The organism is Shewanella sp. 10N.286.48.B5 (assembly GCF_002874355.2).
GTDB lineage: Bacteria > Pseudomonadota > Gammaproteobacteria > Enterobacterales > Shewanellaceae > Shewanella.
On sequence record NZ_MCVG02000001.1, the window covers coordinates 1,503,931 to 1,529,044 of the forward strand.

The window sequence follows — 25,114 nt, forward strand, 5'->3', positions numbered from 1 at the left end:
TTTTAAAAAGCTATTGCCATTAACAGGGTAAACGTTTAACCTTGTTTGGGTTAGAGCAAGTAATAAGCGAAAATAATTCGAACAAACAATCAGGATAGCGACATGGAATTTGATCCGACTGAACATCCACATCGTCGATACAACCCACTTATCAATGAATGGGTTTTAGTATCGCCCCATAGAGCTAAAAGGCCTTGGCAAGGTCAAGTTGAAAAACTCGATGAAACAGTGAAGCCAAGTTACGACGAAAGTTGTTTCTTATGTTCAGGTAATACTCGAATTAATGGTGAAGTTAATCCGGCTTACACTGATACATTTGTGTTCACCAACGATTTTGCAGCCTTAAAGCAAGACACGCCAGAGTTTACACAAGACGATCCTTTATTCCGTGTTGCAACAGAACAAGGCGAAAGCCGCGTGATCTGTTTTTCACCTGATCACAGCAAAACCCTGCCACAATTATCAGTAGATGAAATTACTAAGGTTGTTCAGACCTGGCAGCAACAAACCCATGAGCTGAGCCAGCAATATACTTGGGTACAAGTGTTTGAAAACAAGGGCGCGGTAATGGGTTGTTCAAACCCACATCCACATGGGCAAGTTTGGGCTCAAAACCAGTTACCAACACTGGTTCAAAAGAAGCAAACCGCATTAACTGAGTATTATCAAACTCAGCAATCAACTTTACTTGAAGATTACGCTACGCGTGAGTTCGATAATCAGCAGCGTGTCGTCGTCTCTAATGATGATTGGCTTGTTGTTGTTCCTTATTGGGCTGCATGGCCTTTTGAAACGTTATTACTGCCGCGCTTTTCAATTCAAAGAATCACTGACCTTACAGCAGAACAGCAAGAATCACTCGCAGACATTTTGCAACAAATTACCATTCGTTATGACAATTTATTCAATTGTTCATTCCCTTATTCAATGGGTTGGCATGGTGCACCTTTTGATGGCGAAGCTCATCCTGAATGGACATTGCATGCCAGCTTCTTTCCACCGCTGTTACGTTCTGCCACAGTGCGTAAATTTATGGTGGGTTACGAAATGATGGCAGAAGCTCAGCGCGATTTAACCGCTGAACAAGCAGCTCATCGATTACGTGATGCAGCATCAGTACATTATAAAAGTGTGTAAATAGCTTTATAAGTTGTTATACAAATTTTAGATACCCAGATAGAGAGTTTCCTCATGACTCAAACACTTATTAACTCAGTGAAACACACTTTTAAAAACCAATTTGGCTTCGAAGCTAGTCATCTTATACAAGCTCCTGGCCGTGTTAATTTAATTGGCGAACACACTGACTATAACGATGGTTTTGTATTACCAAGCGCGATTAACTATGCCGCTGTTGTTGCCGCCAGTCCTCGTAATGATAATGTCGTCCGTGTTGTATCGGTTGATTATGACAATGCCGTCGATGAATTTGAAATTAATACTGACATAGAACACGCAGAACATGATTGGGCTAACTATATCCGCGGAGTGGTCAAGCATCTTAAGTTAAGAGGTTATCAGTTCTCAGGCGCAAATATTGCTGTTACAGGTAATGTGCCACAAGGTGCGGGGTTAAGTTCATCTGCAGCGCTTGAAGTGGTTATTGGTCAGACTTTCAAAGCACTATATAACTTAACCATTACTCAGCAAGAAATTGCCCTTAATGGTCAAGAAGCTGAAAATAAGTTTGTCGGTTGTCATTGCGGCATCATGGATCAGCTGATTTCTGCTGAAGCTAAGAAAGACCATGCTCTATTAATTGATTGCCGTTCGTTAACAACAACCCCAGTATCTTTACCTGACAATATGCGCATTCTTATTGTCAATTCAAATAAGAAACGTGGTTTGGTGGACAGTGAATATAATACTCGTCGAGAGCAATGTGAAGCAGCGGCGGCATTTTTAAAAGTGCCTGCGCTACGTGATATTGATATTTCAACGTTTAATGATAAACAAGCGGGGCTTGATGCGATAACAGCTAAACGAGCACGCCATGTTATTACTGAAAACCAACGTACTCTCGATGCGGCTAACGCAATGCACACCGGCGATATCTATACGTTACAACGTTTGATGGCTGAGTCTCATGCTTCTATGCGTGATGATTTTGAAATTACCGTTCCTGAAATAGATTATTTGGTGGACATCATTAAACAAGAGATTGGCGAATTAGGTGGTGTGCGAATGACCGGTGGTGGTTTTGGTGGTTGTGTTGTTTCAATCGTGCCCAATGAGTTAATTGATCAAGTTATTGCCGCTGTTGAAGCTAAATATCAACAACAAACCAACTTACAAGCCACAGTATTTATATGTAGCGCTGAAGAAGGTGCTAAGCAGATCAATGCTGTTTAGCTTTCATTTCAACTGTTGTAATCGATTTAGTTTCAGATTTAAGTTTGTGTGGGTTGCGCTAGCTAGCGTTTTGCGTGATTCATTCATAAATGACTATTTAATTAGTCAGCTTTAAAGATTTAGGTCGTCCTTTAACTCCTACATATATGTTGTGTAGGAGTTTTTTTTATTCATTTTTTAAGTCCATTCTATATGTATCTATCTTATGAACTCACTTGGTTATTGAGTTACTCACTTTTTGCTTTTCTAACTGATCAAAAAACGTGAATGTCTTAGCGACATGTTGATGCCAATAAGCCCATTCATGCCCACCGTCAAATGCCTCAAACTGATAAGTGATCTTAAGCTCATCAAATTGCTTGCTTAATAGCTGGTTACTTTTAAACAGTGGATCCTCTACTCTGCAATCAAAACGTAATGGCGAAATGTGTTGTTGGTTTTCTGTAAACCAATAAGCTGAATCAGATTCATGAGTGAACGCAGTTTGATTTTGGTTAATATCAATAGGGATGATTTTGCTTGCTCCAGATTGCTTTGCTGTTTGAATAACATTAAGTCCAACTCCGCCGCAGCCAAAGATAGAAGCGGCTTCGAAAGAAATGCTCATATGTCATCAGTTCTTGCTAGCTTGTCGTAGTGCTAATTCAATCTGTTGCCAAATACTCTCTGCTGCAGAGGAAAGGCTAGCATAACTTTTTATATCCCCCTTTCTTTGTGCCTGCATGGCTTGTTCTTGCGTTAAATCATATTGCTTGCGTAAGTTTTTAATGGGATCTCGTTTGAATATGCCAAACATAGGTGAATCCTGTTAGAAAGAAGATGCATAGTTATACGCCTCAACGAGGAAATAGTTTATAAAAGTGCAATTTTAATGGTCGTAAGTTTATATATTGGCTGTTAAATTAAATTGCTGTTGGTCATGCTTGCTAACAGTGTTTGAGCCCCTAGGTTCGCTTTTCATTCGGCACATCAAAAAGTCGTGAAAAAAATTCAACCTAAGAATCATTGCAGTAAAGAGATTTTTTAATAAGTTTACGTTTTTAAGTTGTTAAGGTTAAATTTTTTGATATGAATATAATGAGTAAATTAAAACAAGAATGGTTTTTAGTCGCTATGGTTGCAGCGATTGCATTGGCTATGGTGTCAGCTGATGTGGGCAAGTCTGGCGGGATATTACAGCTTGATCAAGTAACGGCTATTGGTATTGCCATGGTGTTTTTTTTACATGGGCTTAACCTGTCACCTAAGGCAATAAAAGCGGGCGTTACTAACTGGCGACTACACCTTTATATTCAATCGGCCACTTTTATTGCTTACCCGATCCTGTGGCTACTTTTTGGGGATTCACTTTTAGCCTTTATGCCTGCAGCGCTAGCGTTTGGTTTTTGCTATTTATTCGTATTGCCAAGTACCATATCTTCTTCAGTAGCAATGACAAGCGTAGCCAAAGGCAACATACCTGCGGCAATTTTCAATGCATCGCTTTCAAGTATTATAGGCGTTTTTATAACGCCATTATTTATTCAGCTGTTTATGAATCTCGATGGCGCTGAATTAAACCTGATGGATTCGGTGTTTTCTATCGCCAAACTATTATTAATTCCAATGATTGTTGGCCAGCTTTTAAGGCCGTTATTACTGCGCTTTATAGAGAAACATAAATCCGTGATAAACAAAGTAGACAAAATCGTCATCATCTTAATTGTTTACAATGCCTTTTGTGATTCGGTTATTAATGGTATTTGGAGTGAATTTTCAGCTTGGTTACTGCTGTATTGTATTGCCATTTGTACCCTAGTGCTGTTGTTGATGGTGCATGGGATCAAATGGGGCGCTAAGCGATGTCAATTTAATAAGGAAGATGAAATCGCCGCGGTGTTTTGCGGCACTAAAAAAACCTTGGCAGCTGGAGTACCGATGGCGCAGGTTATTTTTGGATCTGATCCCGCATTGGGAATGATTTTGTTACCCATCATGCTGTATCACCCAATACAGATTTTTTATTGTGCACTGTTAGCTAATCGCTATGCAAAGCGATTAGCAAAATAATGTAACTGATTAAATTCAATGCATAAGGATGGGTAATGACAATTTTAAAACTAATTAGCTGCACTGTAGATGATGATAATGTTGCCGCTTTTACAGCAAGCCAATGTGCTTGGCAGCAATTAGAAAATTGTAGCGGATTTTTAGCACAAGCGGGTGGCTGGCGCGCTAATTTAAATAAACTACCTTTGCAAAATTATGCTGCACCGTTGCATGATAAAAACATAAATACCGCCGTGGTTTTCGGGTTTTGGCAGTCAGTTGAAGATGTTACTGCCTTCATGCAAACTACGCACGATCAAATATTTACCACTAATCATCAGGGAAAACCTACCAAACCTGCCAGGTTAAGTATTTTGAAATGTTGCCAACATCGTCAAACTTAGTTGTGGCTCACCTCAACTCAGAGATTATCAGCATTAGTCATTATGTGGCTGATTTAGCGCAAATGGCGCAACTGCAGCAACTTTACTTTGACAACTACTCATCAAAGGGGTTGATTGATTGCCAGCTTTTAAGGCTTAGTCGCTCACTTAAGTCACAAGCTAGTGCCCAAGAAGATACAAACGTAGAAGTAAAAGTTGAGTTCATGCTGGTTTGCTGGTGGAGCAATCAACAAAAAGTTGTTTTTATGCAAAATAAAATCCAGCCAAAGCAAGAACAACAAGGGCAGTTAACAGCGTTATCTGAACAGGTTATTAAGCTAGAGGCGAAATGGAATGTGCAAGCAAGAGCTATTGAAATAGCTAAGGATATAGCAGACTGATATTCAACAGCCTGCTTAATTTTAATAAAAAGTCACCGGTAAATAAAAAGTCTATTTGTATTCAATAATACGAGCGATATAGCTAAATTTACCAGAGTCATTGCGATAGTTTCGGTACAAATCAACTGAGAATGCCTTTGGTTTATCTTGATCAATTTTTACGGCAATTTTATCACTTAACTTATCTATATTAGATTCATTATAAACATAGAATTTGTTCACTTTTTCAAGCCCAAGCTGTTTAGCTTTGTGGCTTGTGGTATAAATTTCGCTATAAACGTCTTTGACAAATCCTTGATAGGTAACGCGTTCAAAATTAGCATTTTTATCAACAGTGATAAGAATATCAGTTTGCTCATCTAATGTTATTAACTGCTCCATTGCTGAGTCTAATTTATGATGGGCTGCTTCGTTCAATGTCTCTGCAGAAACACCTGCAGATAGTGAAATAAGTAATGCTGCAACCAATGTCTTTTTCATTCTATTACCCTAAATTTTTAATTCGTAAAATATGTTTAAAATCACCTAAAATTAGGCCGATAACTACTGTTTTAAGTTTTTACGATGATTTGTTTAAATACATCATAATCAATCATTAACGCTGTGCTGAATGCCATATGAAGGATTGAATCCTACATATATAGGCTGTGTTGAATGAGCTGGTTGATATTTAGACCATAGGAATTAAACGTTAATGATGTTGGAGCTGAAATAACCATGAATGTTGACTTAATTTTAAAGCTTTGAAAGCAAGCATGATGAAGCTAAGGTTTTACTATTTAACCTATAAAAACAATGCTATCGTGTCAAAATGAGGTGATATTAGATATTGGAGTAGTAGTTAAATGGATTCAAAAATTAAGCTCGTTGCTTTTAGCGTGTTGTGTTTGAACCTTGGCGGTTGTGATCTCATCGACGGTATTTTACATCCCGGAGACGATGATGAAGACTCAAAAATAGATAAAAACTTTAGCAGTAATGCTCAACAACTAGGTTTATCAGAGACAACGGTTAAACGTTTATGTAATGCTACCGACAACATAAGCATTCATTGTGTCAGCAATTACAATGACGAAAGTGCCCTTGAACTAAGAGTAGAATACACGTTTAATGATGTGTTATTAAAAAATAGTTATGCCAAAAGTACCAATGCTAGCCGAGTAATTTTTCATTTGCCTGCTGATGGTGCGATAGCAAAAATCGAGTTTGAAAATAGTCGAATTTATGATTTTGATAGTGGTTATAGCTACACATGGTCTGAGCCTGAAGATTATAAAATCGCAAACTTAGCAGACTCAAGTGAAGATTCAGTACTTGCCTTAGACAATGCCACAAGTATAGAAGAAGTTTCAGATTCAGAGCTATCGATTTTGTCTAATGCCGCATTCTCTAATGATGAATATTCACTAACGGAAGCACAAGATATCGTAATCAAATCTAAAACGATGTTGTTTCCAACTTTAAATGTTGATGTAACGAGCACAGGTATTGTAGAACCTATAGATGCTTCTTTTGCCATGTTTACCGCTGGCCACACTGCAATTTTATCAAGTTACTCTTCTGCGTTATCGACCGCAATTGAACAAAGCTGGAATTAAACGAGTTATTTGAAGCGATTATTGGCAATTGTATTAGGACCTTATGCGTTTAGATAAATTTGTATTAAGAAGTACTGCACTGACTAAAACTCAGGTGATAACCGCAATTGAAGCAGGGCAAGTTTGTGTCAATCATGGGGTTATCAAGGATGTAAAACACCAAGTCCATGAGAATAACCTCATACAGTTAAATAGTCAGACGTTAACTCCAAGGCCATTTCGATATCTACTTTTGCATAAATCGGCAGACAAGATTTGTTCAAATGTCGATGGACATTATCCTTCATTGTTTAACGATATTGATATCGATAATAAAGACGAATTACATATTGTTGGCAGGCTTGATGCAGATACAACGGGCTTAGTGCTCATTACTGATGATGGCAGATGGTCTTTTAATATTACTCGCCCTGAAATGAGCTGCGCGAAACTATACCGGGTACATTTAGCTAAATCGCTATCAACTCAAGCGATTAAACAGTTAGAGCAGGGGATTTTACTGGACGGTGAAACCAAACCGACATTGCCAGCTAAAATCACAACAGTAAACGAAAGCCAGGTACTACTAAGTATTACTGAAGGTCGCTACCATCAAGTTAAACGTATGTTTTTTGCTGTGGGCAATAAAGTAACCCAGCTTCATCGTGAGCAAATAGGTGAGATAAAATTAAATACTTCCAGTAATCAATGGCGTTACCTTACTGAAGCTGAGGTCAATTCATTCAATAGCTGATGGATGTTTCATCACCTTGGCTTGTCAATGATAAAACATCACTAAATTGAGTCTTTAAATGACAATTGCGATAGTGAATAACACTTCGTTAAGCTATTATCCGCTGTATATTTAGGTTTAACACTCTATGCTTTACCAAAACGTAAAACATAACCTCAAAAGCCACTTCAAACTTGCCATTACTTATAAGCTGTAAATTATGACTATTGATATCACGACCATTGTTGATCCAGAAATCACCTGTTCAAGTTGCCAAGCATGCTGCTGCAAACTTGAAGTGATGATTATTTCTGACACCGGTGTACCAGAGCAATACATCAGTGAAGACAGCTGGGGTAGCCAAACCATGAAACGATTAGATGATGGATGGTGCGCTGCAGTAGATAGAGAAACGTTAATGTGTACTATTTATGAAAATAGACCGTGGATTTGCCGTGAGTTTGAAATGGGGTCTTATGAGTGTGAACAAGAAAGAACCCATATTGTTAAGCTAGACAAATAAGTTAATTATAGCTTACGAGGCGGCCACAGCCTCAATGAGTGGGGTTGATTATATAAAAAGACTATATTTTTCAATGAGGAACCCAAAGATCTTCTATATTTCTAACTTGCCTTAAAAATGATATAACCCTTAACAACAATCACAGATTTTATTGTTACAGCTGCTAGATTTTTACAAGTGTTAAAGTCAGTTCTTAAAATAAACCTCTATCAATCAGGTGCTCATTAAAAGCTAACAAAAGCTTTAATTATGCTTAAAAGCTGCTAAATTTAATTATACCCACAATAAACTAAGGGGTTTATTATGTCATCTGTAAAAACACATGGATTGAGTATTGGTATAGAACGGGTTAACGACGATGTGTACTTATCATTAAAGGCGACTGGCACTTTAACTCATAACGACTATTTAGTCATAACGCCATTACTCGATGCGGCGTTAGCTGAGGTAAAACACCCGAAAGTAAACGTGTTTATTGATGGAACTGAACTTGATGGCTGGGAACTTAGAGCAGCCTGGGATGATTTAAAACTTGGCCTGCAACATAATAATGAATTTAAAAAAGTGGCTATTTGGGGTAATAAAAATTGGCAAAATTATAGTGTTAAAGTTGCAGCTTGGTTTATGAGTGGTGAGGTACAGTTTTTTGAAGAAAAAGCAAAGGCGTTAGCATGGTTAGAAAAATAAATGTTTAATAACATGCAGTTATTAATAATGATTATTTAAAATTCGTTAATTAATAATTTAAAGAATACTCGGGTATGTTTGCTGCCTGTAAAATACTAAAAATATAGAAATTAGTTTATCTACCTGTTTTGTTTAAGTGGTCTATACTCATAGTAAGAAATGGACATTCGATGGGTGAAATCTGAGTGAAAAAGCACATTAACTCAATTTTAGTAGTAGATGACCAGCCAATAGTTAGACGAATTTTCACAAGAAGTCTAGAACAACTAGGGACTTATGAAATTATCGAGGCGGCTGATGGATTAGAAGCATTTAATTTAATCAAACAAAAACATTTTGATTTGATATTTTGTGACTTAAATATGCCCGTAAAAGACGGATTATATTTACTTCAACGACTCATAGAAATTCAATATACCAGTGCTATTGTATTATTCAGCGGAGAAGGTGAAACTTTACTTAATTCTGCTAAAGTATTAGCCACTTATTATCATCTTAATATTCTTGGTGTAGTTCGTAAACCCATCACCGCAACAATGCTGAGTGAGTTTTTGGTTAAAGCCACTAATGCTGATAGTATGCCTCAAACACAAGTCATAGCAACCCTCACATTTAAACAATTAGAGTATCACTTAAATAAAGGTAATGTTCGCGCTTACTTACAACCACAATATAATCTTGACACCATGCAAATTTGTGGCTTTGAAGCATTAGCTAGAATAGTTGATGGTGATAAAGTGATTTCGCCTTCTCAATTTATACATGCAGCAGAAGAAAATAAATTTATTCTAAGTATTACCAAAGCTGTTGTTGAAGATGCCATAAAAAACTTTGCTAAATTGGATGTAAAATATCGTTCGTTGAGTTTATCAATTAACATCTCAGGTAAAGTGCTTGATGAAGAGGACTTACCTTTTTGGTTAGAAGAAGTAACCAGTAAAAATAAAATATCTTGCAATTCGATTACTTGCGAGCTAACTGAAACTGCAATCCCTTCAAACCCATCAGTGATGATTGTAGCTTTACTGAGATTACGCATGATGAAATTTAAACTATCAATCGATGACTTTGGTACAGGCTTCGCCTCACTAGAACAATTACATATGTTACCTTTTCATGAACTGAAAATAGACAGATGCTTTGTTGAAAATATTGTTACAAATACTAAGTCTCAAGCTTTGTTTACACGAAGTATTTTACTTGCCAATGATCTTAAAATGACAGCGATTGCAGAAGGTGTTGAATCAAAAGAAACTGTAGATGTAATTAAGAAACTGGGGTGCAATATTGCTCAAGGATTCTATTTCTGTAAACCTTTTCCAGCCAATAAAATAATAACGGTTATTAATAAGGAGGGGCTTGATTACGGGGTAAAATTTCAAAGGGAATTAACATGTGAACGGACTTAAAAGGGTTGGTTCCATTTTTATAATATATGGGGTTTTGTTACTTGCTGCTATTGTTGTTTTAGCTGGCCATATGATAACACTCACTTTTTTCGCTACATGTTGGCTGCTAATCCTTTATCTACATTTAAGTAAATTGAATAAGCATGAGCTAGCTATTATCGAAACTCCAACTACCCATTGTAGGAAAGAAGTCATTCCTGAAAAACTGAATAACGACCTAATAGAGAAAATATTTTATGTTTTTAATAAAAATGTTTTATCACAATTAAGTAAAGACGGTTATATTCTAATAGACAAAGACGGTGTTATTTTGAATGTTAGTGAACGAGTGGAAAGGATTTTGGTCTGTTGTAAAGACGACATAATAACAAGCCATTTATCACTATTTTTGTTTTTTACGGAACCTACTCATCAAAAATCAACTGACACTATGATTGAGCGGATTAAAAAATTAGTGAGTAAACCTGAAAAGTTATATTTTTTAAATAAAGTTGGATTATATATCCCTATAGAAATTTCAATTAGTAAACTACCACATGAAAATGAAACATTGTACCTCGCACTAATAAGAGATATCACCGCGGAACAAGAACAATTACAACGCGAATTAGATTTGTATGTAAAACTATTTAATAAAGAAATGATTTACAAATCAGCTTTTAATCAAGCTGCAATTGGTATCGCAAGAGTAAATGTTGATTCATACATTGTTGAAGTTAACCCAATGCTATGCAAAATTTTTGGTTACAGCGAGAAAGAATTTTGTAAGTTATCAATAAAAGACTTGACTGTTGATACTGATATAGAAAAATCAGAGATGCTAATTAGGCAACTGCTTCGTAAAGAAATTTATTTTTTTAACCTAGATAAACAGTATGTTAGGAAAGATAAAAGTGAGTTTTGGGCTAACATATCAGTATCATTAGTGTGTGATAATGTCACAAACCAACCTATTTATATGATCGCTGTAATTGAAGATATATCAGATAGAAAAAATATAGAAACAGCGCTAATAAATATAAGTAAAGAAAGAGAAGATCTATTAGCCGGACTCACTATCGCATCAGAGGCAGGAGGTGTAAATAATTGGTCATTAGATTTAGTTACGAATAAATTAAAGTGGGATGAAGGTACGCGACTGCTATATGGGATCAATTTAGACCAACAGCTTGTTTACCAAGATTGGCTTAATGCTGTTCACCCAGAAGACGTTGAAGAAATTAAACATCATATCTTAGCTGCTATTCATAACATCTGCTCTTTTAAAATTGAGTTTAGAGTTTTTAACCTTGAAACCAATGAGTTAGTTTGGGTTCGGTGCGCGGCGAATGTATCTTGTAATGAAAATAATAAACCCACAATGATGTTTGGCATCAATATTGATATTACCCATGAAAAATTAATTCAAATCGAGTTAGAAAAAGAAACCCAAGCGGCAAAACATGCTAACGAAGCCAAATCTAGATTTCTAGCAACTATGAGTCATGAGATCAGAACACCAATGAATGGTGTAATCGGTATGATTGATTTACTCAGACAAACTCACTTAGATACAGAACAAAAGCGTATGACGGCAACCATAAAGGATTCTTCGTTTTCGTTATTAGATATTATTAATGACATTTTAGATTTTTCAAAAATTGAATCGGGACAAATTGAACTAGAACTGACATCAGTAAGCATTCTTTCTTTAATAGAAAGAGCTGTAGATGCACTCTGTATCAATGCAAATAATAAAAATATACAGCTATATATTTGTCCTGATTTAAAAATCCCAGATAAAGTTAAAATTGATGCCGTACGCTTCAGACAGATAATTCTTAACTTGGTAGGCAATGCGATAAAATTTTCAAGCTTAGAAAGAAAAGGTGTTGTGATTATAAAAACAAGATTTGATTGGATTAGTGTTTCTTTGGTTGTTGATGTCATAGATAACGGTATTGGGATCTCAGAGTTACAACAAAAAAAATTATTTACACCTTTTATTCAAGCTGACACATCGACTACAAGAAAATTTGGTGGCACAGGTTTAGGGTTAAGTATTTGTAAATCATTTAGTGAATTAATGAGTGGTGAAATTAAATTAACAAGTCAATTAGGAAAGGGCAGTTGTTTTAGACTGTCAATCCCTATAACTAAAAATAAAAATACGAAATATGAATTTGAACATTTAGATTTTAGTGAATACCGTTTTTATATTATTCATGAATCAAAAGAACTTTCGAAGTGTTGTCAGGACATTATAGCCCAATTAAACCCTTTACATGTCAGCCAAGTTGGAATTGATAAGCTAGAGAATTTGTGCGCCATAAAAGATGAACAAGTTGTAGTGATTACATCTGCAGTCGATAAAACTAATATTTTAGAATCAACAAGCTTAAAAACAATAATTTTAAATCCACATCAGATAAAAAATAATGGCTACATTGATCCACTGACCTATGTCGTCAAGTGTGAGCCGTTAAAACCCAGCGACTTAATCCATGGTTTAGCTATTTTATGTGAACTTGAAAGCCCAACACTGGATCTAAACAAAGAAATAGAGGAAAACCATAGGGTAGAGGTAGCGCTTAAAGTAGATAAAAAGCGAAATCGTAATCTGATTTTACTCGCAGAAGATGAGCCAACGAATAGATTAGTATTAAGTAATCAATTGGAAAGTCTAGGATATGAACATGAAATAGCAGTAGATGGAAATGCTGCATATAAATTATGGATAACAGGCAGGTTCAACTTAATACTTACTGATTGTCATATGCCTAATATGGATGGATTTGCGCTAACAAAAAAAATCCGTAAAGAAGAAAGTCGCAAAGGGCTAAGCCCAACGACGATTATTGCAGTAACTGCCAATGGGCTTGTAGGTGAATTTGAAAATTGTATTAGGGCAGGGATGAATGATTATATTGCTAAGCCTGTTGAATTAAAAATGCTCAAAATTGCCCTAAGTAAATATATGAGTCGGGACAAAAACACACAAGCTATAGGGGAGGTTGTAGATTGTACTGAGCGCCATAAGGCTAATGATAGTATTGATTTTAAGCACTTAATTAAAATTATCGGTACCAATGATAAAACAATAACTGACGAAATTTTATTAATGTATTGGAATAGTGTTACCCAAGACACTAAAAAATTGATTGAAGCAGTAGAGGAAGGGCAATCTGATTTGATAAGAACCAGAGCGCACGCATTGAAAGGGATATCGTTTTCGACAGGTGCTGCTGTTATTGGGGAAACGTTTAAATGGATTGAGCAAAACGCATCAAAAATTGACGATATCAAACAAAAACTGCATACAATTGAGAGTGAAACACTAAGAATAAAGGACTTATTAGTTAAACGTGGAATTTTACAAATCAAAGATTCGTAAGCAAATAATGGGATTGTAGTAGTAAAATATTGATTTTAATGCCGATAAATAACGTTATCGGCATCATGATAATGCTAGAATAAGTACATGTTTTAATTAGATATAAAATATATGGATTACACTCTACCACCAGTATTACCGCTTTTTGACTCTGCTGACTTCTTACTTGAAGGTAATAGTGTCGTTAATCAATACATCACTCAAATTTCTCTTGATAATGTAACTGATGCCGGTTTAATTATTGAACATTGCTCTGATTGGTTATATGAGCAACGGCATAGTGAAAATAACTATAAAGCCTACCGAAGTGAATTAACCACATTTCTACATTGGTGTTTTGATGTGGCTGTAATATCGCCAATAATGGTAACTAGAAAAGATATCGCCAGGTATATTGCATACTGCGAAACACCTCCCAACGAATTTATTGGTTATTTTAATGTGCCACAATTTAAGCTAGAAAAAAGCATAAATGAAAGAATACCAAATCCACAATGGCGGCCATTTGTAGGTAAAAAAATACTTGGAAAACCACAACCATATAGTTTGAGTGATAACGCACTAAAAACCAAAATAGCAATAGTATCATCTATGTATAGCTATTTAATTAGTGAAGAATACACAGAGAAAAATCCTGCACAATTATGGCTCAAATACAGTCGTTTTGCTGTTAAGAAAAAATACATAAAAGGTGACGATGATAATCATCATGCTTTTACTGAACTACAATGGTCATACGTGGTTTCTACAGTTTCTGAGTTAGCAATATCGCAGCCAGAAAAACATCAACGTAGCTTGTTTTTAATTAATTTACTCTATAGTTGCTATCTTAGAATTTCTGAAATCAGCGCTAGAGCTGGATACTCGCCATTAATGAGTCAATTTAAAAAGAATCCGCATACTGGTATTTGGTATTTTTATGTACCATTTTCTAAAAGTGGCAAAGCAAGAAATATTGCTATTTCGAAATCACTACTAACAGGTCTTAAATCCTATAGAGAATATCTAGGCCTGTCAGCATTACCAAGTGCCAATGAAACGCATCCGATTTTTGTTAGACATAAAGCCGCTGGTCATGGTCGAGATTCTGGAATGCTAAATGCTAACCTAGGGATAAGACAAATTCGTGAAGAAATTAATACCTTAATAAATCTCGCAGCAGATAAAGCGTTTGAAGATGGTTTTGATTATGACAGTCAACTCATGAGGAAACTAACCGCACATAATATTCGTCATACCGGTATAACTCATGACATCAATTTAAACCAAAGACCATTATCACATGTTCAAGCTGATGCAGGCCATGAAAGTATTGATACCACGTCACAATATTTACATACTAGCCAGACAGAACGTGATCAAAGTGCACATAATAAACCATTTAATCATTTAGCTAATTAATGTCATCAAATATGCATATTTAACAGGCAACGCTATGTGAAATCTGAAGATATAATCAAGGTAATAGGCTCAGAATTTAAAATAAGGTCATATTTAAAAGCTATGTTAGTTGTCTAATGTAGCTTTAAAAGCATATAAAAATACCACACACAACTACGCACAATGTATATTATGTTAAATAGCATTTAAACGTTTAGTTATAATAAAAAAATTTTTGATTAGGAACCTTTAACTTGAGATTTAAGGTCTATATGAGAATTTGTTCTTTATTATCCTTCTCTATTAAGTAATGTAACTTATACAGTTAAATTTTGATTTCACGGCAGTATGAGATTTTCCTTTGCCCATGTATCAATAACTATGTGCTATATAGGATAACTACAGTTTGAACTGAAACCAGTATGTCTCGTCAATTAGTATGTCTGTTATTTGAACTGTACGGATTATGAACTTCACAGGGTGATCCATTCACTTCATATAAAGCCAATCTTCTTCAGGCCTTATATTGTCAAGGATGCGAGTGCAGTGAGTGCCAGTACAGCTTGTCCTTTATGATATAAAAGCCTGATGAAATAATAACCTATGGGTGTATTCAAATTGACGCCAAGTTGGCTTTCTAGTTGTCGTCTTATAAACCAGATTATAAGCTTTTAACTCTAGTTACATTTATTGATTCACTACACCTAAACATACACTCGTTCTATAAAAACATGTTTTCAGGTGTATTTTGTAAACTCTATCACCATGACCTATTTTTATACAAACAACGCAAACGTTTGAATAATAACGATAAATTTTATAGCGCTTAATCTTTTAATGAAAGTGTTATAATTTTCAAACGACCTCTAATGATTAAATGCTCGCTTATTGGGCGTCGCTACGTGAAATCTGAAACTTTGTCTAAGGCGTTGACCTATAAAATTAAAACTGGGACGTATAAATTGTTCTGGAACAGCTTAAAAATTTATGAAGTTCAAAAATCAGTTTGTTCGTTTTTACCGTGATTAAGATTACATGTATTATCAATTTGCAAATTCGGAAACACTTCAAGTTTTACTTCTATAAATTTAACGAAGACCTTATCAAAGCAATGCATTGCCAGTAGAGTTAATAATGATTTGGTGATATTGAATGAATCTTCATTGAGAAATTCCTATTGCGAGTTTGAAGTTTTGTTCAGTTAATTATATACAAGGACATGAAGCTTAAATTTGAAGTAATTTGAGTTGTCATAATTTAAAATCAATAGGCAAAGGAACAGATAAGTCCCCTAACCCATTTTGTTTATACTGAGTTCATTCCTGCTCATAAACTGGACACTGCCTTAGTGGTTGTCTAACGTGTTCCTGGACAAAAATGCGTTAGAGCTTAAGCTCTGAAAATGATTATTGGATTAGCGAAGTATGCAAATCTACGATGCGGTAACGCCCATTTAAGGGGCTGATAATAGTTGGCTAAAATTAGCGACGAAGGAGCAAAAGCCAACTGTTTTTTGTCCTTGTTAAACAGCTTGTTGAACGAAGCCGCTGTGCGGCAGAAAAGATAAAAGCTCACCTTTATTCTCCCATCTTAAATACTTACTAGACCTCGCCTACCTTGGCAGTTATCTAGGAGTATCACTATGAACACTCACGAGCAACAACGCTTTGATTTTCTTTATGAACAACATCTTACCAACTTAACACTGCAAGGCAAGCGGCCTGCTACCATCGATGCCTACAGCCGCGCCGTTAGGCGTATTAGTGCTTATTTCGACACTTGTCCTGATAACCTTTCAACTAATGACCTAAAGCGCTACTTTTCCAGTTTGATTGATTCACATTCACGGAGCACCGTGAAACTCGACCGTAATGGGCTACAGTTTTTCTATCGACATGTGCTTAATCAACACTGGGAGTGGCTTAATATTGTTAAGCCACCACAAGTCCAAAGACTGCCTGATATTCTTACCCCTGCTGAAGTTTCTATCGTCATTAGCCTTACCCATAAGCTGCGATATCAAGTGTGCTTTCTCGCCTTATACAGTATGGGATTGCGCCTCGGTGAGGCCATTTCACTGCAGGTTGGCGATATCGATTCACAGATGATGCAGGTGCACATTCGTAACGCTAAAGGCGGTAAAGGTCATTTTTTGCTCCTGCAAAAATGACATACATCACATCCATGTGATTAACAGGTTGGTGCCCTTGCCCAAACGTACCCTGTTAGCGCTGCGATATTACTGGCAAACGCATCGCCACCCACGGCTGATTTTTCCAGGAAAAGATGGCAAACCTGATTCATTGATAGATAAAGGCGGCATTCAAAAAGCCTTAAAACGGGTTATCCGTGAGTGCAATATTCATAAGTCCATCAGCCCACATAACCTGCGTCACAGCTACGCCACTCATCTGTTAGAGCAAGGGTTAGATTTGCGCTCAGTGCAAACTTTGCTCGGACACAACAGCCTTAATACCACCGCCCGTTATACCCGCCTCACCACTATTACTCGAAAAAATACTGCTCTGTCCGTTAACCAACTGACTGATAATTTGGTGCTCAAGTGGGAGTGTAACCTATGAAGTTCATTGAACTTTTACGCGACCACCTCGATGCCTTTAATCAGGCTTATGATGGTCAAATAACATCATCCATGCGCCAAGCTATTTTCGCCATGCTTAATTGTCGCAGCAATACTGAGCGAACCAGCGCCGCAGCTGCACTCATACTGCTGATTTCCCGCTGTCATGTGGTCATCGCAGTTGCCCTCAATGCCAGCACAACGCCACGACAGAGTGGCTCAACAAACAGCAAGCTAAACTCCTGCCCGTGGAGTATTACATGGTGACGTTTACCTTGCCTTATGAGTTGCGAGTAACGGCTAAACATCAATCCGAGTTGATGTATCAAGCCATGTTCTCGGTGGCCGCCAGCGTGCTAAAAGACTTTGCTAAAAACTCAAAGCAACTCGGTGGTGATATTGGATTTACGGGCGTGCTGCATACCCATAACCGAAGGCGTGACTACCATCCTCATATCCACTTCATCATTCCGGCAGGCAGCTTTAATAAGCACAAAAAACAGTGGAAAAAGAACAAGGGTAAATACCTGTTCAACGCCTTTAACCTGGCCAAAGTGTGGCGAGCAAGACTGCTGGCGCAACTGAGTCTAAAACTCCCTAGCTCAATACCCCAAAAGTGGGTGGTAGACTGCCAACATGTGGGTAAAGGACTGCCAGCGTTAAAGTACCTGTCGCGATACCTTTATCGCGGCGTGTTACCCGATAAAAATATCGTCAGTAATATCGACGGACAAATTAGTTTTGAGTATCAAAATAGCCAAACCAACACCACTGAAATACGTACATTACCTACTGTCGAATTTCTATGGTTGGTACTGCAACATGTACTGCCGAAAGGCTTACTGCGAGTCAGAGATTTTGGATTACTCAGAGGAGGTTCAGCCAGGCTGCGGCAACGAATACGCTTGATGCTAGCCGTTGCTGGCACCGTGTTTGCGCCGCTCGAAAACACCACTAAAACTCAAGCCATACGACCTTGCCCTTGTTGCCGACAACCGATGATATTTATGGGGGTGCATAGGAATAAGCATGCACGACTGACAAGCTTTCTTAGGCAAAACCAACCACACCTAACGCCACTGTTTAAGCGGAAGGATTAAAAATTAACACTTAAGATGCGGAACAAGAAAAGTATCAGGAGGTGCTAAGGCATTGATATTTTAGGTAAAGAAATTAGCTGACGATGCTATGGGATCTATGCGGCTAGTAAAAAATGTAACTGCTCTGCACACATCGAAAAAGCGTAAGATCTTACGCCGATATTTACACTATAAAGGTATCACTCGGGCTTGTTCAACACTTGGGATAAGGACGCGGCTACGCGCGGCCTATCCTTATCTGTTAGGCTTTGATTTAGCACACTTTATCAGTCTTTATTTTCGATTAGTTGCTGTGTCGCAACTTCTGCAAGTTGATCTCGATAATCAGGTAAACTATCTTCCAAAGATCTTTGTAACATTTCGCTTTTATCAACTATTTTTTCAACGATCTGTGAGGTTAGCTGATCGGTATGAGCGGTAATCCGCTCTTTAGTTGCTAAACTACTCGTAATAATTTTGTCCTGTCGAGCTGATAGATCAATTAAAGCTCTCTCTGAATATGATGTTTGGTTTGCGATTAAACTATCAATCTTTTTAAAGTAGAGTTTATGTGATGCAGAATCTTCGGGATATTTTCCTAGTTGCTCCAATAAATTAGGCAACTTATTTTCTGTAAACTCAATATCTCTTTGCTCAATTGATATTTGTAACTCGTGATAAAAATTCTCTATACCTCTAATTATATCCATCGAACCTTGCTCAATAATTTTAAGTCGCTTTTCAGCAACATCATTAAAACGATCTTGCATATTTACAATAATATCGCTCATTTGTTGCAAGCCATTTAATTTGGTTTGCGTAATAGCTTCTTCAAATTTAGCTTGTTCTCTTAAAATTTCTATTTTTGCATCACGCATTAATTCGATACGTTCTTTCTCTTTCCCTGCAAGTTGTAATTGAGTTTCTTTATCAATTTCAGCTATTCTAACTTTATCAGGATCATAATTAGTATTGGAAGAACTCGAACGACTAGATCTCAAACTATCAGAGGAACCAGAATCACCACTAAAAAAATCACCTACCGCTCGCCCAACAGAACACGCAGCATCCCAAGCATCACCTAGCCAACTCATAATTTATCCCTCTTTCTCTGTAGATTTTTGACTCAACTCTTTGCGCATTTTAAACATCAAAGAGTTATATTCTTTATCCCATTTAGCTGACATTTCAGCATGTGCTTTAGCATCATTAATAAATGTCGAATAATTTTGCAATCTCAACTGAGTAAAATCACCGATAACAGCTTGAGATATACTGTCCAATTCTTTATCTCTGATAAAATCTAAAACTGTATCAATTGCCATATCAACCAAGGTATCTCCCCAGCTAAATAGCCATAACCGTTCTTCAACCTTCTCTAAGCCAAAAACAATATCATGCAACTTTGTTTGAAATTCGATGGTGTGTTTATAAAGCTCACTTTCAGCTTCAAATTTTTCCTGCAATTCACCGCCATCTTGGAAAGCAAACTTTTGATGAATACTTTTTCTATCTGATAAATAAAAGTCATCAACTTTATTTCTATAGGTGGTCAATAACTCAACTAAATTAATCACCAAAGGGGTTGGGATTTCTACATTATGTTCAACAAATGCTCCCTCAATACCTTTTTCAATCAGAGGTTGTAAGCATTGTTCAATTAACCAACGTTTAGTAGTCCATTCGGTAAACCATGTGCTCCAAAGAGTTTCATTAATATCATCTTCCTCACACTCTAATTTAAGTTTTTCTTTAGATACCGACTTAATAGCCTTAAAGTCTTTTGTCCATTCTTTTTCTGCATGAATTAATGCATTGACTAAAGCTGAGTTATCTTGATAAAACTCAATACGCATAAGAGCATCCGTTAACATCGTTGCGCTATTTTCTGCAACCAAATCAAAGCTAGCTCTTGGCTCTGAGGAGAATTGCCCCAACTTTACCAAACCATTGTCATCTGAATTTAACCTAAAAAGTTTTTTCTTCAAATTTAAACACTGTAGTTTCATGGAGGCTAAATTAGCTATGGGGATATTCATATCCATATTTAAACGCTCAAACATAAATGTTTGACGATTTTCTAAAAGCTGTTTTTCTGTTTCTGAAAGGTTTGAATCAACTTTTCGTTTTCGTGACAAATCACGGGTAATGGCATTACCTTCAGTTATTAATTTATGCTGTCGAATTTGATATTCAGCTACTTTCTCTTGTAATAACCCACACCACCTAATAGTCTCATGGGCAAAACGAATGAGGGATTTATCAATTTCCTGACAATCAAACTGATTAAACTTTAAAAGTTCTTGATAATTGAATTTAGAAGATAAAAGTTCACGTTGCTGATTTTTTATTGCCTTTAATTTCTCAAGTTCAGCATTAACTTCTTTTAACTGAACTTCTAATTTTGGTAAGTCGTTTAACAATAGATCGTAAAGCGGGGTAGTTTTGTGGTTATCAAAAATAGGCACAAATTTATTTTGAATAAGAACTTGTAAGAAATCTTCTTGAACTTTTTCACTGTGTTTATTTAAAGTTATTTCTTGTTCTTTTTCTGAAAGTTTACTAAAGCTTGGATCTAGCAAATATTCATTGATAGCAAAGCTTTTATTGACTAAGAAAAACTGCGAGCTACTTATTGAACCGCTATTTTTGAACTCAATATACCAAGATGACTCTATCTTATCTTGGTAAATTATTTTATTTACGGGGTTAGTTTCTTCTATTGCATTACGATATATATTTTGTATTTGTGTTGAATAAGAAGACCAATATCCCATACCTCCTAATACCAGTAAACGTCCTGATTTATTAAGGATAGTATTTTGATTATGTTGATATTTGAAAACAAAGTGCATATCGTCACTTTGATATGCTAGCGATGGTAAACTCTGATTACCTTGATATGTGGTCTTATCAATAATTGATTGAAAATCAAAAGGAGCTGGTATTTCCCAACCCTGAGTTTTTAAATAATTGATCTTCTTTAATTCACTTAAAAGAGATTTTACTTCATCCTTATCACCAAGGTTTTTACCTGTAAGTTCAGTTTCTAGATTCGATACATCAAGCTCTTTTTCAGGCCAAAGATAGGATGTATCACGATCAAAAATAAGGTTAGGATATTCTTTTAAGTAGAAATATTTCTGTTTGGCGATAGCCAACAGTACTTTTTGTTTTGGTTCTTGTTTTTCAATTACAGCAACTTGTTGCTGTAATTGTTCTTGTTTTTCTTTTAATTTTTGAATGTCTTGGTCTAGTTGTTTGTTCATAGTGGTATTTATTCTTCTTTGTTTGTTCTAATAGATAACTCAGGCGAATCAAAATCAACTCCCACCAAAAATCCAGTGTTATATTTTTTGGTTAAGTGTTGTAAAATCGGACTGTATACAGGGGATAATTTATGAAAATCATTTAATGTCCTCTCAACATCAGCGTCAGGTATATAAGCTAACCCTTGGTTTTCTAACTGGATAGGATCTATAACCGCACCATTAAAAGGCTCTAGAAATATAGAGTTTCTTAATACTTCAAATTTTTTACTGTATGGGTTTAAGCAAAGCTGAGTAATGATTTTGTCATTCAAAATATAACTTACAATGGCAGCATCAATTTCTTTTTTTCTGTAGAAATCAGCATTCCTGAAAAAATAACAGATTTTTGAGGTAGTTACACTATCACTACTTTCCATGATTAATGTACTGCCATAAATTGTATCTTTAAATTGATCTGCTTTTGTTTTTACATTACTGCCTGTTGCAATAAATGAAATTATTTTAAAATCATGCTCTTTATCACCCGAAGAAATAAGTTGTTTGGTTGCTTTATTTATTATGCCTGAATGTATTTCATTACGACCGAGTTTACCTTCAACTATTGAAACTTCACCAGCTACTAGATTTCTTTCTTTTTCGTTAATTATGTTCGGATCATCTTCCTTTAGTTTTGCTTCTACAATAGCAACTATATTCTTATAGCAAATCAAAAAATCAGCTTCTTTTTTTTGCTCGTTATCTGATGTGGAAATGACTTCTACTGCATACCCTAAGTTTTGCAATAACTCATATGCAACTTCATCTGATTTCATACAACTCCCTGTTGGTGATACTGCCTGTTTAAAAGCCTAACAGCTTATTCAATAGCATCACAATAATGTTCCAGGCTACTCAATTCAAACTTCAAAGGTACCATCGCTAAGCCATTGTTGTAAATGGAATATTTTCGCGAATACGTAAGTAATGCTCAAAATACTGCAGGAAAAAGAATGCGTCTTTGTTTACGAGGTCTATACAACACTTTAAAAAATTTCGCAGTAGATTGATATGTAAGGGTTTTCTCGAATGTTACAAAATTATCGATGCGTAAAAAGCTCACTTTACGCATCCTTTGGCGCCAGAATTATCTCAATTTGGAGAAAATCAGTTATACCTGTATAGGCAACCAGTCATTTGGACGACAAGTAAGGCGGTCATAATCGATTAGAAAAAGTGTAGTGGTATAGCGAATTTGGCCACTCTATTGAAGGTGATATTAGATTATTGAGGGTAAATACAAATGACTAAACCTCGAGAGATATCCATTTCAAACACGTTTTGGGGCAAATACAAGTTAGTTCCCTAACCCACTTTTGGACAAAAGTTTGTTAGAGTTAAAGCTCTTAAAGTTATGAGTCTCATTAGGGAATGTATGGCATGTGGATATACGGTAACGCCGTTTTAAGCGGCAAATTGCAGTTGGCTAAAATAAGTGAGATCTTACGTCGATATTTACACTATAAAGGTATCACTCGGGCTTGTTCAACACTTGGGATAAGGACGCGGCTACGCGCGGCCTATCCTTATCTGTTAGCAGTACTAATGCATTTTAATAACAAAATCCAAAAAACGCCCAAGTTCGGTTTTTTCCATAAAATCACTTTTATCTTGATACCAATGAAATTGACTATTATTAAAAACCCAACCTATTTCATCAGCGAGCGCCACCTTGTAAGGTTCTAAATCAAGCTCGAATACATTTTTAATTTGAATGCAAATAGAGGATTCACTATCCGTTTTTTCCAAAAAAGCATCACTGTCAATGTCTAGCAGTAACTCTAAGTTATGTAATGCTATAAGTAGTAGTTTTCTTGGAATAGCTGACTCAAAATCATAATCAAAAAGAAAAGTGTTTTTTTCCTCGACAACTTTTTGTTTTATAAGCTTTTCAAAGCTTCCTTTTTCTTTTCCATCTTTATCACCTTGCATAAAGCAGGTATATCCATCTTCTACATATTTCTCAAGGCGCATCTGAATCCTTCGCGGATGCGCATTACCATTACCGCCATAGACCTCTGTCCTTAGATCAGTAAACCAGCTGTTATGTGACTCACGTAATTTATCTAAAAATGCTTTTTCAGATTGTCCTTCAACCAATAGTATTGGCTTACGGTTGTATAGATTTGGTACATAAGATAAATCTTGAGCTGCATGAGTCAGTTTTTCTCTTAAGTGAACAATATTCCCAAGAAATGTTTTACCGTATGTACCTAAGTTTTTAAGCCATTCATCATCTATAGTCCAACCAATCTGCTGCTCTGACATAATGGCATATTCTGAAAGGTGAAATGTAGCTGACAGCAACCTCTCTTGAGCATCACTGTCAGCACCTATGTACTCTTCAAATGTTAAGGCTACAAAGTTTCTTATAAACTCTGATTTAACTCCACACAGTATTTCTAGTTTCTTCCATTCCCATTTAGGATGGGGTATAGCAAATTTGCAGGTGTTTTCCCTAGGACAATGATGACACTCTACATAGCTTACCCAGTATTCGATTAAGTAATCGCTGAGAGATTGAGTATTAAATTCACCTGTTATCACACCTTTTTTATCACCGTATATATCCCTAAAAGGTACTGAGTCGAAATTCGCGATTGTCATAGATTACCTTGTACTGCTAACGCCGCATTAAGCGGACTAAAATAGTGGGTTAAAATGTGTAGCGAAGCGAAACGTAACCCACTGTTTTAGTTCCGTTTAAATACCTTGCGTACGCCCAGCATGGGCATGAACTAATGAGGTGAAAGTCCTCTGTAGGAAGGTCACCGTTTGTTAACATGCTGTTATTAAACGTTAACTACTAGCGAATGGCAAGGGCTTATCCGCGAGGATTGGTCTGGAGGAAGCCGCTAGCAAATTTGCGAGCTGATGAACAAGAACATCATATGAGGCGTAGGCTAGAGATGAGTTGGCACAAGACGACGAAATCACGTGATCTAATGGCCACCGTAAATGATGCAGCAGTGCAAAGAAAGTTCATGTTCTTATCTGGGGAGATCTACTTAACACGCGATCGGTCATTAACCAGTGAGGCTCTGGTTTATAAGTGCCTTGGCTTTTCAGCGTCATCGACTGAAAAGAGCGAACCAGATGAAAACCGATAGCGCATAACGGGGTAACTCGGGATGTGATTAAGCAGAAGTCAGCAGACGGCATAGTAGCCGAACGCCCATCGTAATGGTTGGGACATGGTGAAGGCCTGAACCTAAAGATCAGTGAGGAGCCTGTGCAACTCAATATTTCATGCCCGACCGGGTTTAGGAGTGTTGGCGTTGATAATACAGAAGCCAGCAT

Annotated in this window: 21 protein-coding genes and 1 pseudogene; 15 read left to right on the plus strand and 7 right to left on the minus strand. The window is 36.5% G+C overall.

Features of this window, described 5'->3' with window-relative positions; translation table 11 throughout:
- Nucleotides 1-102 precede the first annotated feature (102 nt).
- Both BCU57_RS06505 and galK read left to right on the plus strand, forming a co-directional pair.
- Nucleotides 103-1,137, plus strand: coding sequence for a UDP-glucose--hexose-1-phosphate uridylyltransferase (locus tag BCU57_RS06505; protein WP_102438603.1), 1,035 nt, complete (start codon nt 103-105; stop codon nt 1,135-1,137).
- Nucleotides 1,138-1,191: 54 nt separating this feature from the next.
- Nucleotides 1,192-2,352 carry a galactokinase gene (gene galK, locus BCU57_RS06510; protein ID WP_102438605.1) on the plus strand — a complete coding sequence of 387 codons (1,161 nt, stop codon included), beginning with the start codon at nt 1,192-1,194 and terminating at the stop codon, nt 2,350-2,352.
- Nucleotides 2,353-2,563: 211 nt separating this feature from the next.
- On the opposite strand, the gene BCU57_RS06515 is transcribed toward galK, so the two are convergent.
- Nucleotides 2,564-2,959, minus strand: coding sequence for a hypothetical protein (locus tag BCU57_RS06515; protein ID WP_102438607.1), 396 nt, complete (start codon nt 2,957-2,959; stop codon nt 2,564-2,566).
- Nucleotides 2,960-2,965: 6 nt separating this feature from the next.
- Nucleotides 2,966-3,148, minus strand: coding sequence for a DUF6435 family protein (locus tag BCU57_RS06520; protein WP_102438609.1), 183 nt, complete (start codon nt 3,146-3,148; stop codon nt 2,966-2,968).
- Nucleotides 3,149-3,429: 281 nt separating this feature from the next.
- On the opposite strand from BCU57_RS06520, the gene BCU57_RS06525 reads away from it, so the two are divergent.
- The 3 genes from BCU57_RS06525 to BCU57_RS06535 are packed head-to-tail and all read left to right on the plus strand — an operon-like array spanning nt 3,430 to nt 5,164.
- On the plus strand, nt 3,430-4,401 hold the full coding sequence (locus BCU57_RS06525) for a bile acid:sodium symporter family protein (protein WP_241903523.1): 972 nt from the start codon (nt 3,430-3,432) through the stop codon (nt 4,399-4,401).
- A 35-nt stretch (nt 4,402-4,436) separates the two neighbouring features.
- Nucleotides 4,437-4,784 (plus strand): DUF4937 domain-containing protein, encoded by a 348-nt coding sequence (locus tag BCU57_RS06530; RefSeq protein WP_102438613.1) that lies wholly within the window; start codon nt 4,437-4,439, stop codon nt 4,782-4,784.
- A complete protein-coding gene (locus tag BCU57_RS06535; RefSeq protein WP_102438615.1) occupies nt 4,760-5,164 on the plus strand; it encodes a hypothetical protein in 405 nt (134 codons plus the stop codon). The genes BCU57_RS06530 and BCU57_RS06535 overlap by 25 nt, the downstream gene beginning before the upstream one ends.
- Before the next feature lie 51 nt (nt 5,165-5,215).
- On the opposite strand, the gene BCU57_RS06540 is transcribed toward BCU57_RS06535, so the two are convergent.
- Nucleotides 5,216-5,644, minus strand: coding sequence for a hypothetical protein (locus BCU57_RS06540; RefSeq protein WP_102438617.1), 429 nt, complete (start codon nt 5,642-5,644; stop codon nt 5,216-5,218).
- Nucleotides 5,645-6,009: 365 nt separating this feature from the next.
- Here BCU57_RS06540 and BCU57_RS06545 point away from each other — a divergent pair, with 365 nt between their 5' ends.
- The 10 genes and pseudogenes from BCU57_RS06545 (at nt 6,010) to BCU57_RS06590 (ending at nt 18,527) form a co-directional block, all read left to right on the plus strand.
- Nucleotides 6,010-6,762 (plus strand): hypothetical protein, encoded by a 753-nt coding sequence (locus BCU57_RS06545; RefSeq protein WP_102438619.1) that lies wholly within the window; start codon nt 6,010-6,012, stop codon nt 6,760-6,762.
- A gap of 43 nt (nt 6,763-6,805) precedes the next feature.
- Entirely contained in the window at nt 6,806-7,495 is a 690-nt protein-coding gene (locus BCU57_RS06550; protein ID WP_102438621.1) for a pseudouridine synthase, read from the plus strand.
- Between the two features lie 199 nt (nt 7,496-7,694).
- Nucleotides 7,695-7,997, plus strand: a complete 303-nt coding sequence (locus BCU57_RS06555; RefSeq protein WP_102438623.1) for a YkgJ family cysteine cluster protein — start codon at nt 7,695-7,697, stop codon at nt 7,995-7,997.
- A 303-nt stretch (nt 7,998-8,300) separates the two neighbouring features.
- Nucleotides 8,301-8,684, plus strand: a complete 384-nt coding sequence (locus tag BCU57_RS06560) for an STAS/SEC14 domain-containing protein (protein ID WP_102438625.1) — start codon at nt 8,301-8,303, stop codon at nt 8,682-8,684.
- Nucleotides 8,685-8,869: 185 nt separating this feature from the next.
- Nucleotides 8,870-10,093, plus strand: a complete 1,224-nt coding sequence (locus tag BCU57_RS06565) for an EAL domain-containing protein (protein WP_102436467.1) — start codon at nt 8,870-8,872, stop codon at nt 10,091-10,093.
- Nucleotides 10,080-13,466, plus strand: coding sequence for a PAS domain-containing hybrid sensor histidine kinase/response regulator (locus tag BCU57_RS06570; protein WP_102436469.1), 3,387 nt, complete (start codon nt 10,080-10,082; stop codon nt 13,464-13,466). The genes BCU57_RS06565 and BCU57_RS06570 overlap by 14 nt, the downstream gene beginning before the upstream one ends.
- Nucleotides 13,467-13,577: 111 nt before the next feature.
- Entirely contained in the window at nt 13,578-14,867 is a 1,290-nt protein-coding gene (locus BCU57_RS06575) for a tyrosine-type recombinase/integrase (protein ID WP_102436471.1), read from the plus strand.
- Between the two features lie 1,621 nt (nt 14,868-16,488).
- On the plus strand, nt 16,489-17,016 hold the full coding sequence (locus tag BCU57_RS06580; protein ID WP_102436473.1) for a tyrosine-type recombinase/integrase: 528 nt from the start codon (nt 16,489-16,491) through the stop codon (nt 17,014-17,016).
- Nucleotides 17,017-17,047: 31 nt separating this feature from the next.
- Nucleotides 17,048-17,428, plus strand: a complete 381-nt coding sequence (locus BCU57_RS06585; protein ID WP_413211412.1) for a tyrosine-type recombinase/integrase — start codon at nt 17,048-17,050, stop codon at nt 17,426-17,428.
- Nucleotides 17,425-18,527: pseudogene (locus tag BCU57_RS06590) on the plus strand (IS91 family transposase). The gene BCU57_RS06585 and the pseudogene BCU57_RS06590 overlap by 4 nt, the downstream one beginning before the upstream one ends.
- Before the next feature lie 266 nt (nt 18,528-18,793).
- On the opposite strand, the gene BCU57_RS06595 reads toward BCU57_RS06590, so the two are convergent.
- From BCU57_RS06595 to BCU57_RS06610, 4 genes are all read right to left on the minus strand, one after another.
- On the minus strand, nt 18,794-19,600 hold the full coding sequence (locus tag BCU57_RS06595; protein ID WP_102436477.1) for a hypothetical protein: 807 nt from the start codon (nt 19,598-19,600) through the stop codon (nt 18,794-18,796).
- Nucleotides 19,601-19,603: 3 nt separating this feature from the next.
- Nucleotides 19,604-21,775, minus strand: a complete 2,172-nt coding sequence (locus BCU57_RS06600) for a hypothetical protein (RefSeq protein ID WP_102436479.1) — start codon at nt 21,773-21,775, stop codon at nt 19,604-19,606.
- Between the two features lie 8 nt (nt 21,776-21,783).
- Nucleotides 21,784-22,590: a hypothetical protein gene (locus BCU57_RS06605; protein WP_102436481.1), complete on the minus strand. Its 807-nt coding sequence runs from the start codon at nt 22,588-22,590 to the stop codon at nt 21,784-21,786.
- Nucleotides 22,591-23,356: 766 nt separating this feature from the next.
- Complete coding sequence (locus BCU57_RS06610; RefSeq protein WP_102436777.1) at nt 23,357-24,421, minus strand: hypothetical protein; 1,065 nt, start codon at nt 24,419-24,421, stop codon at nt 23,357-23,359.
- Nucleotides 24,422-25,114 lie beyond the last annotated feature (693 nt).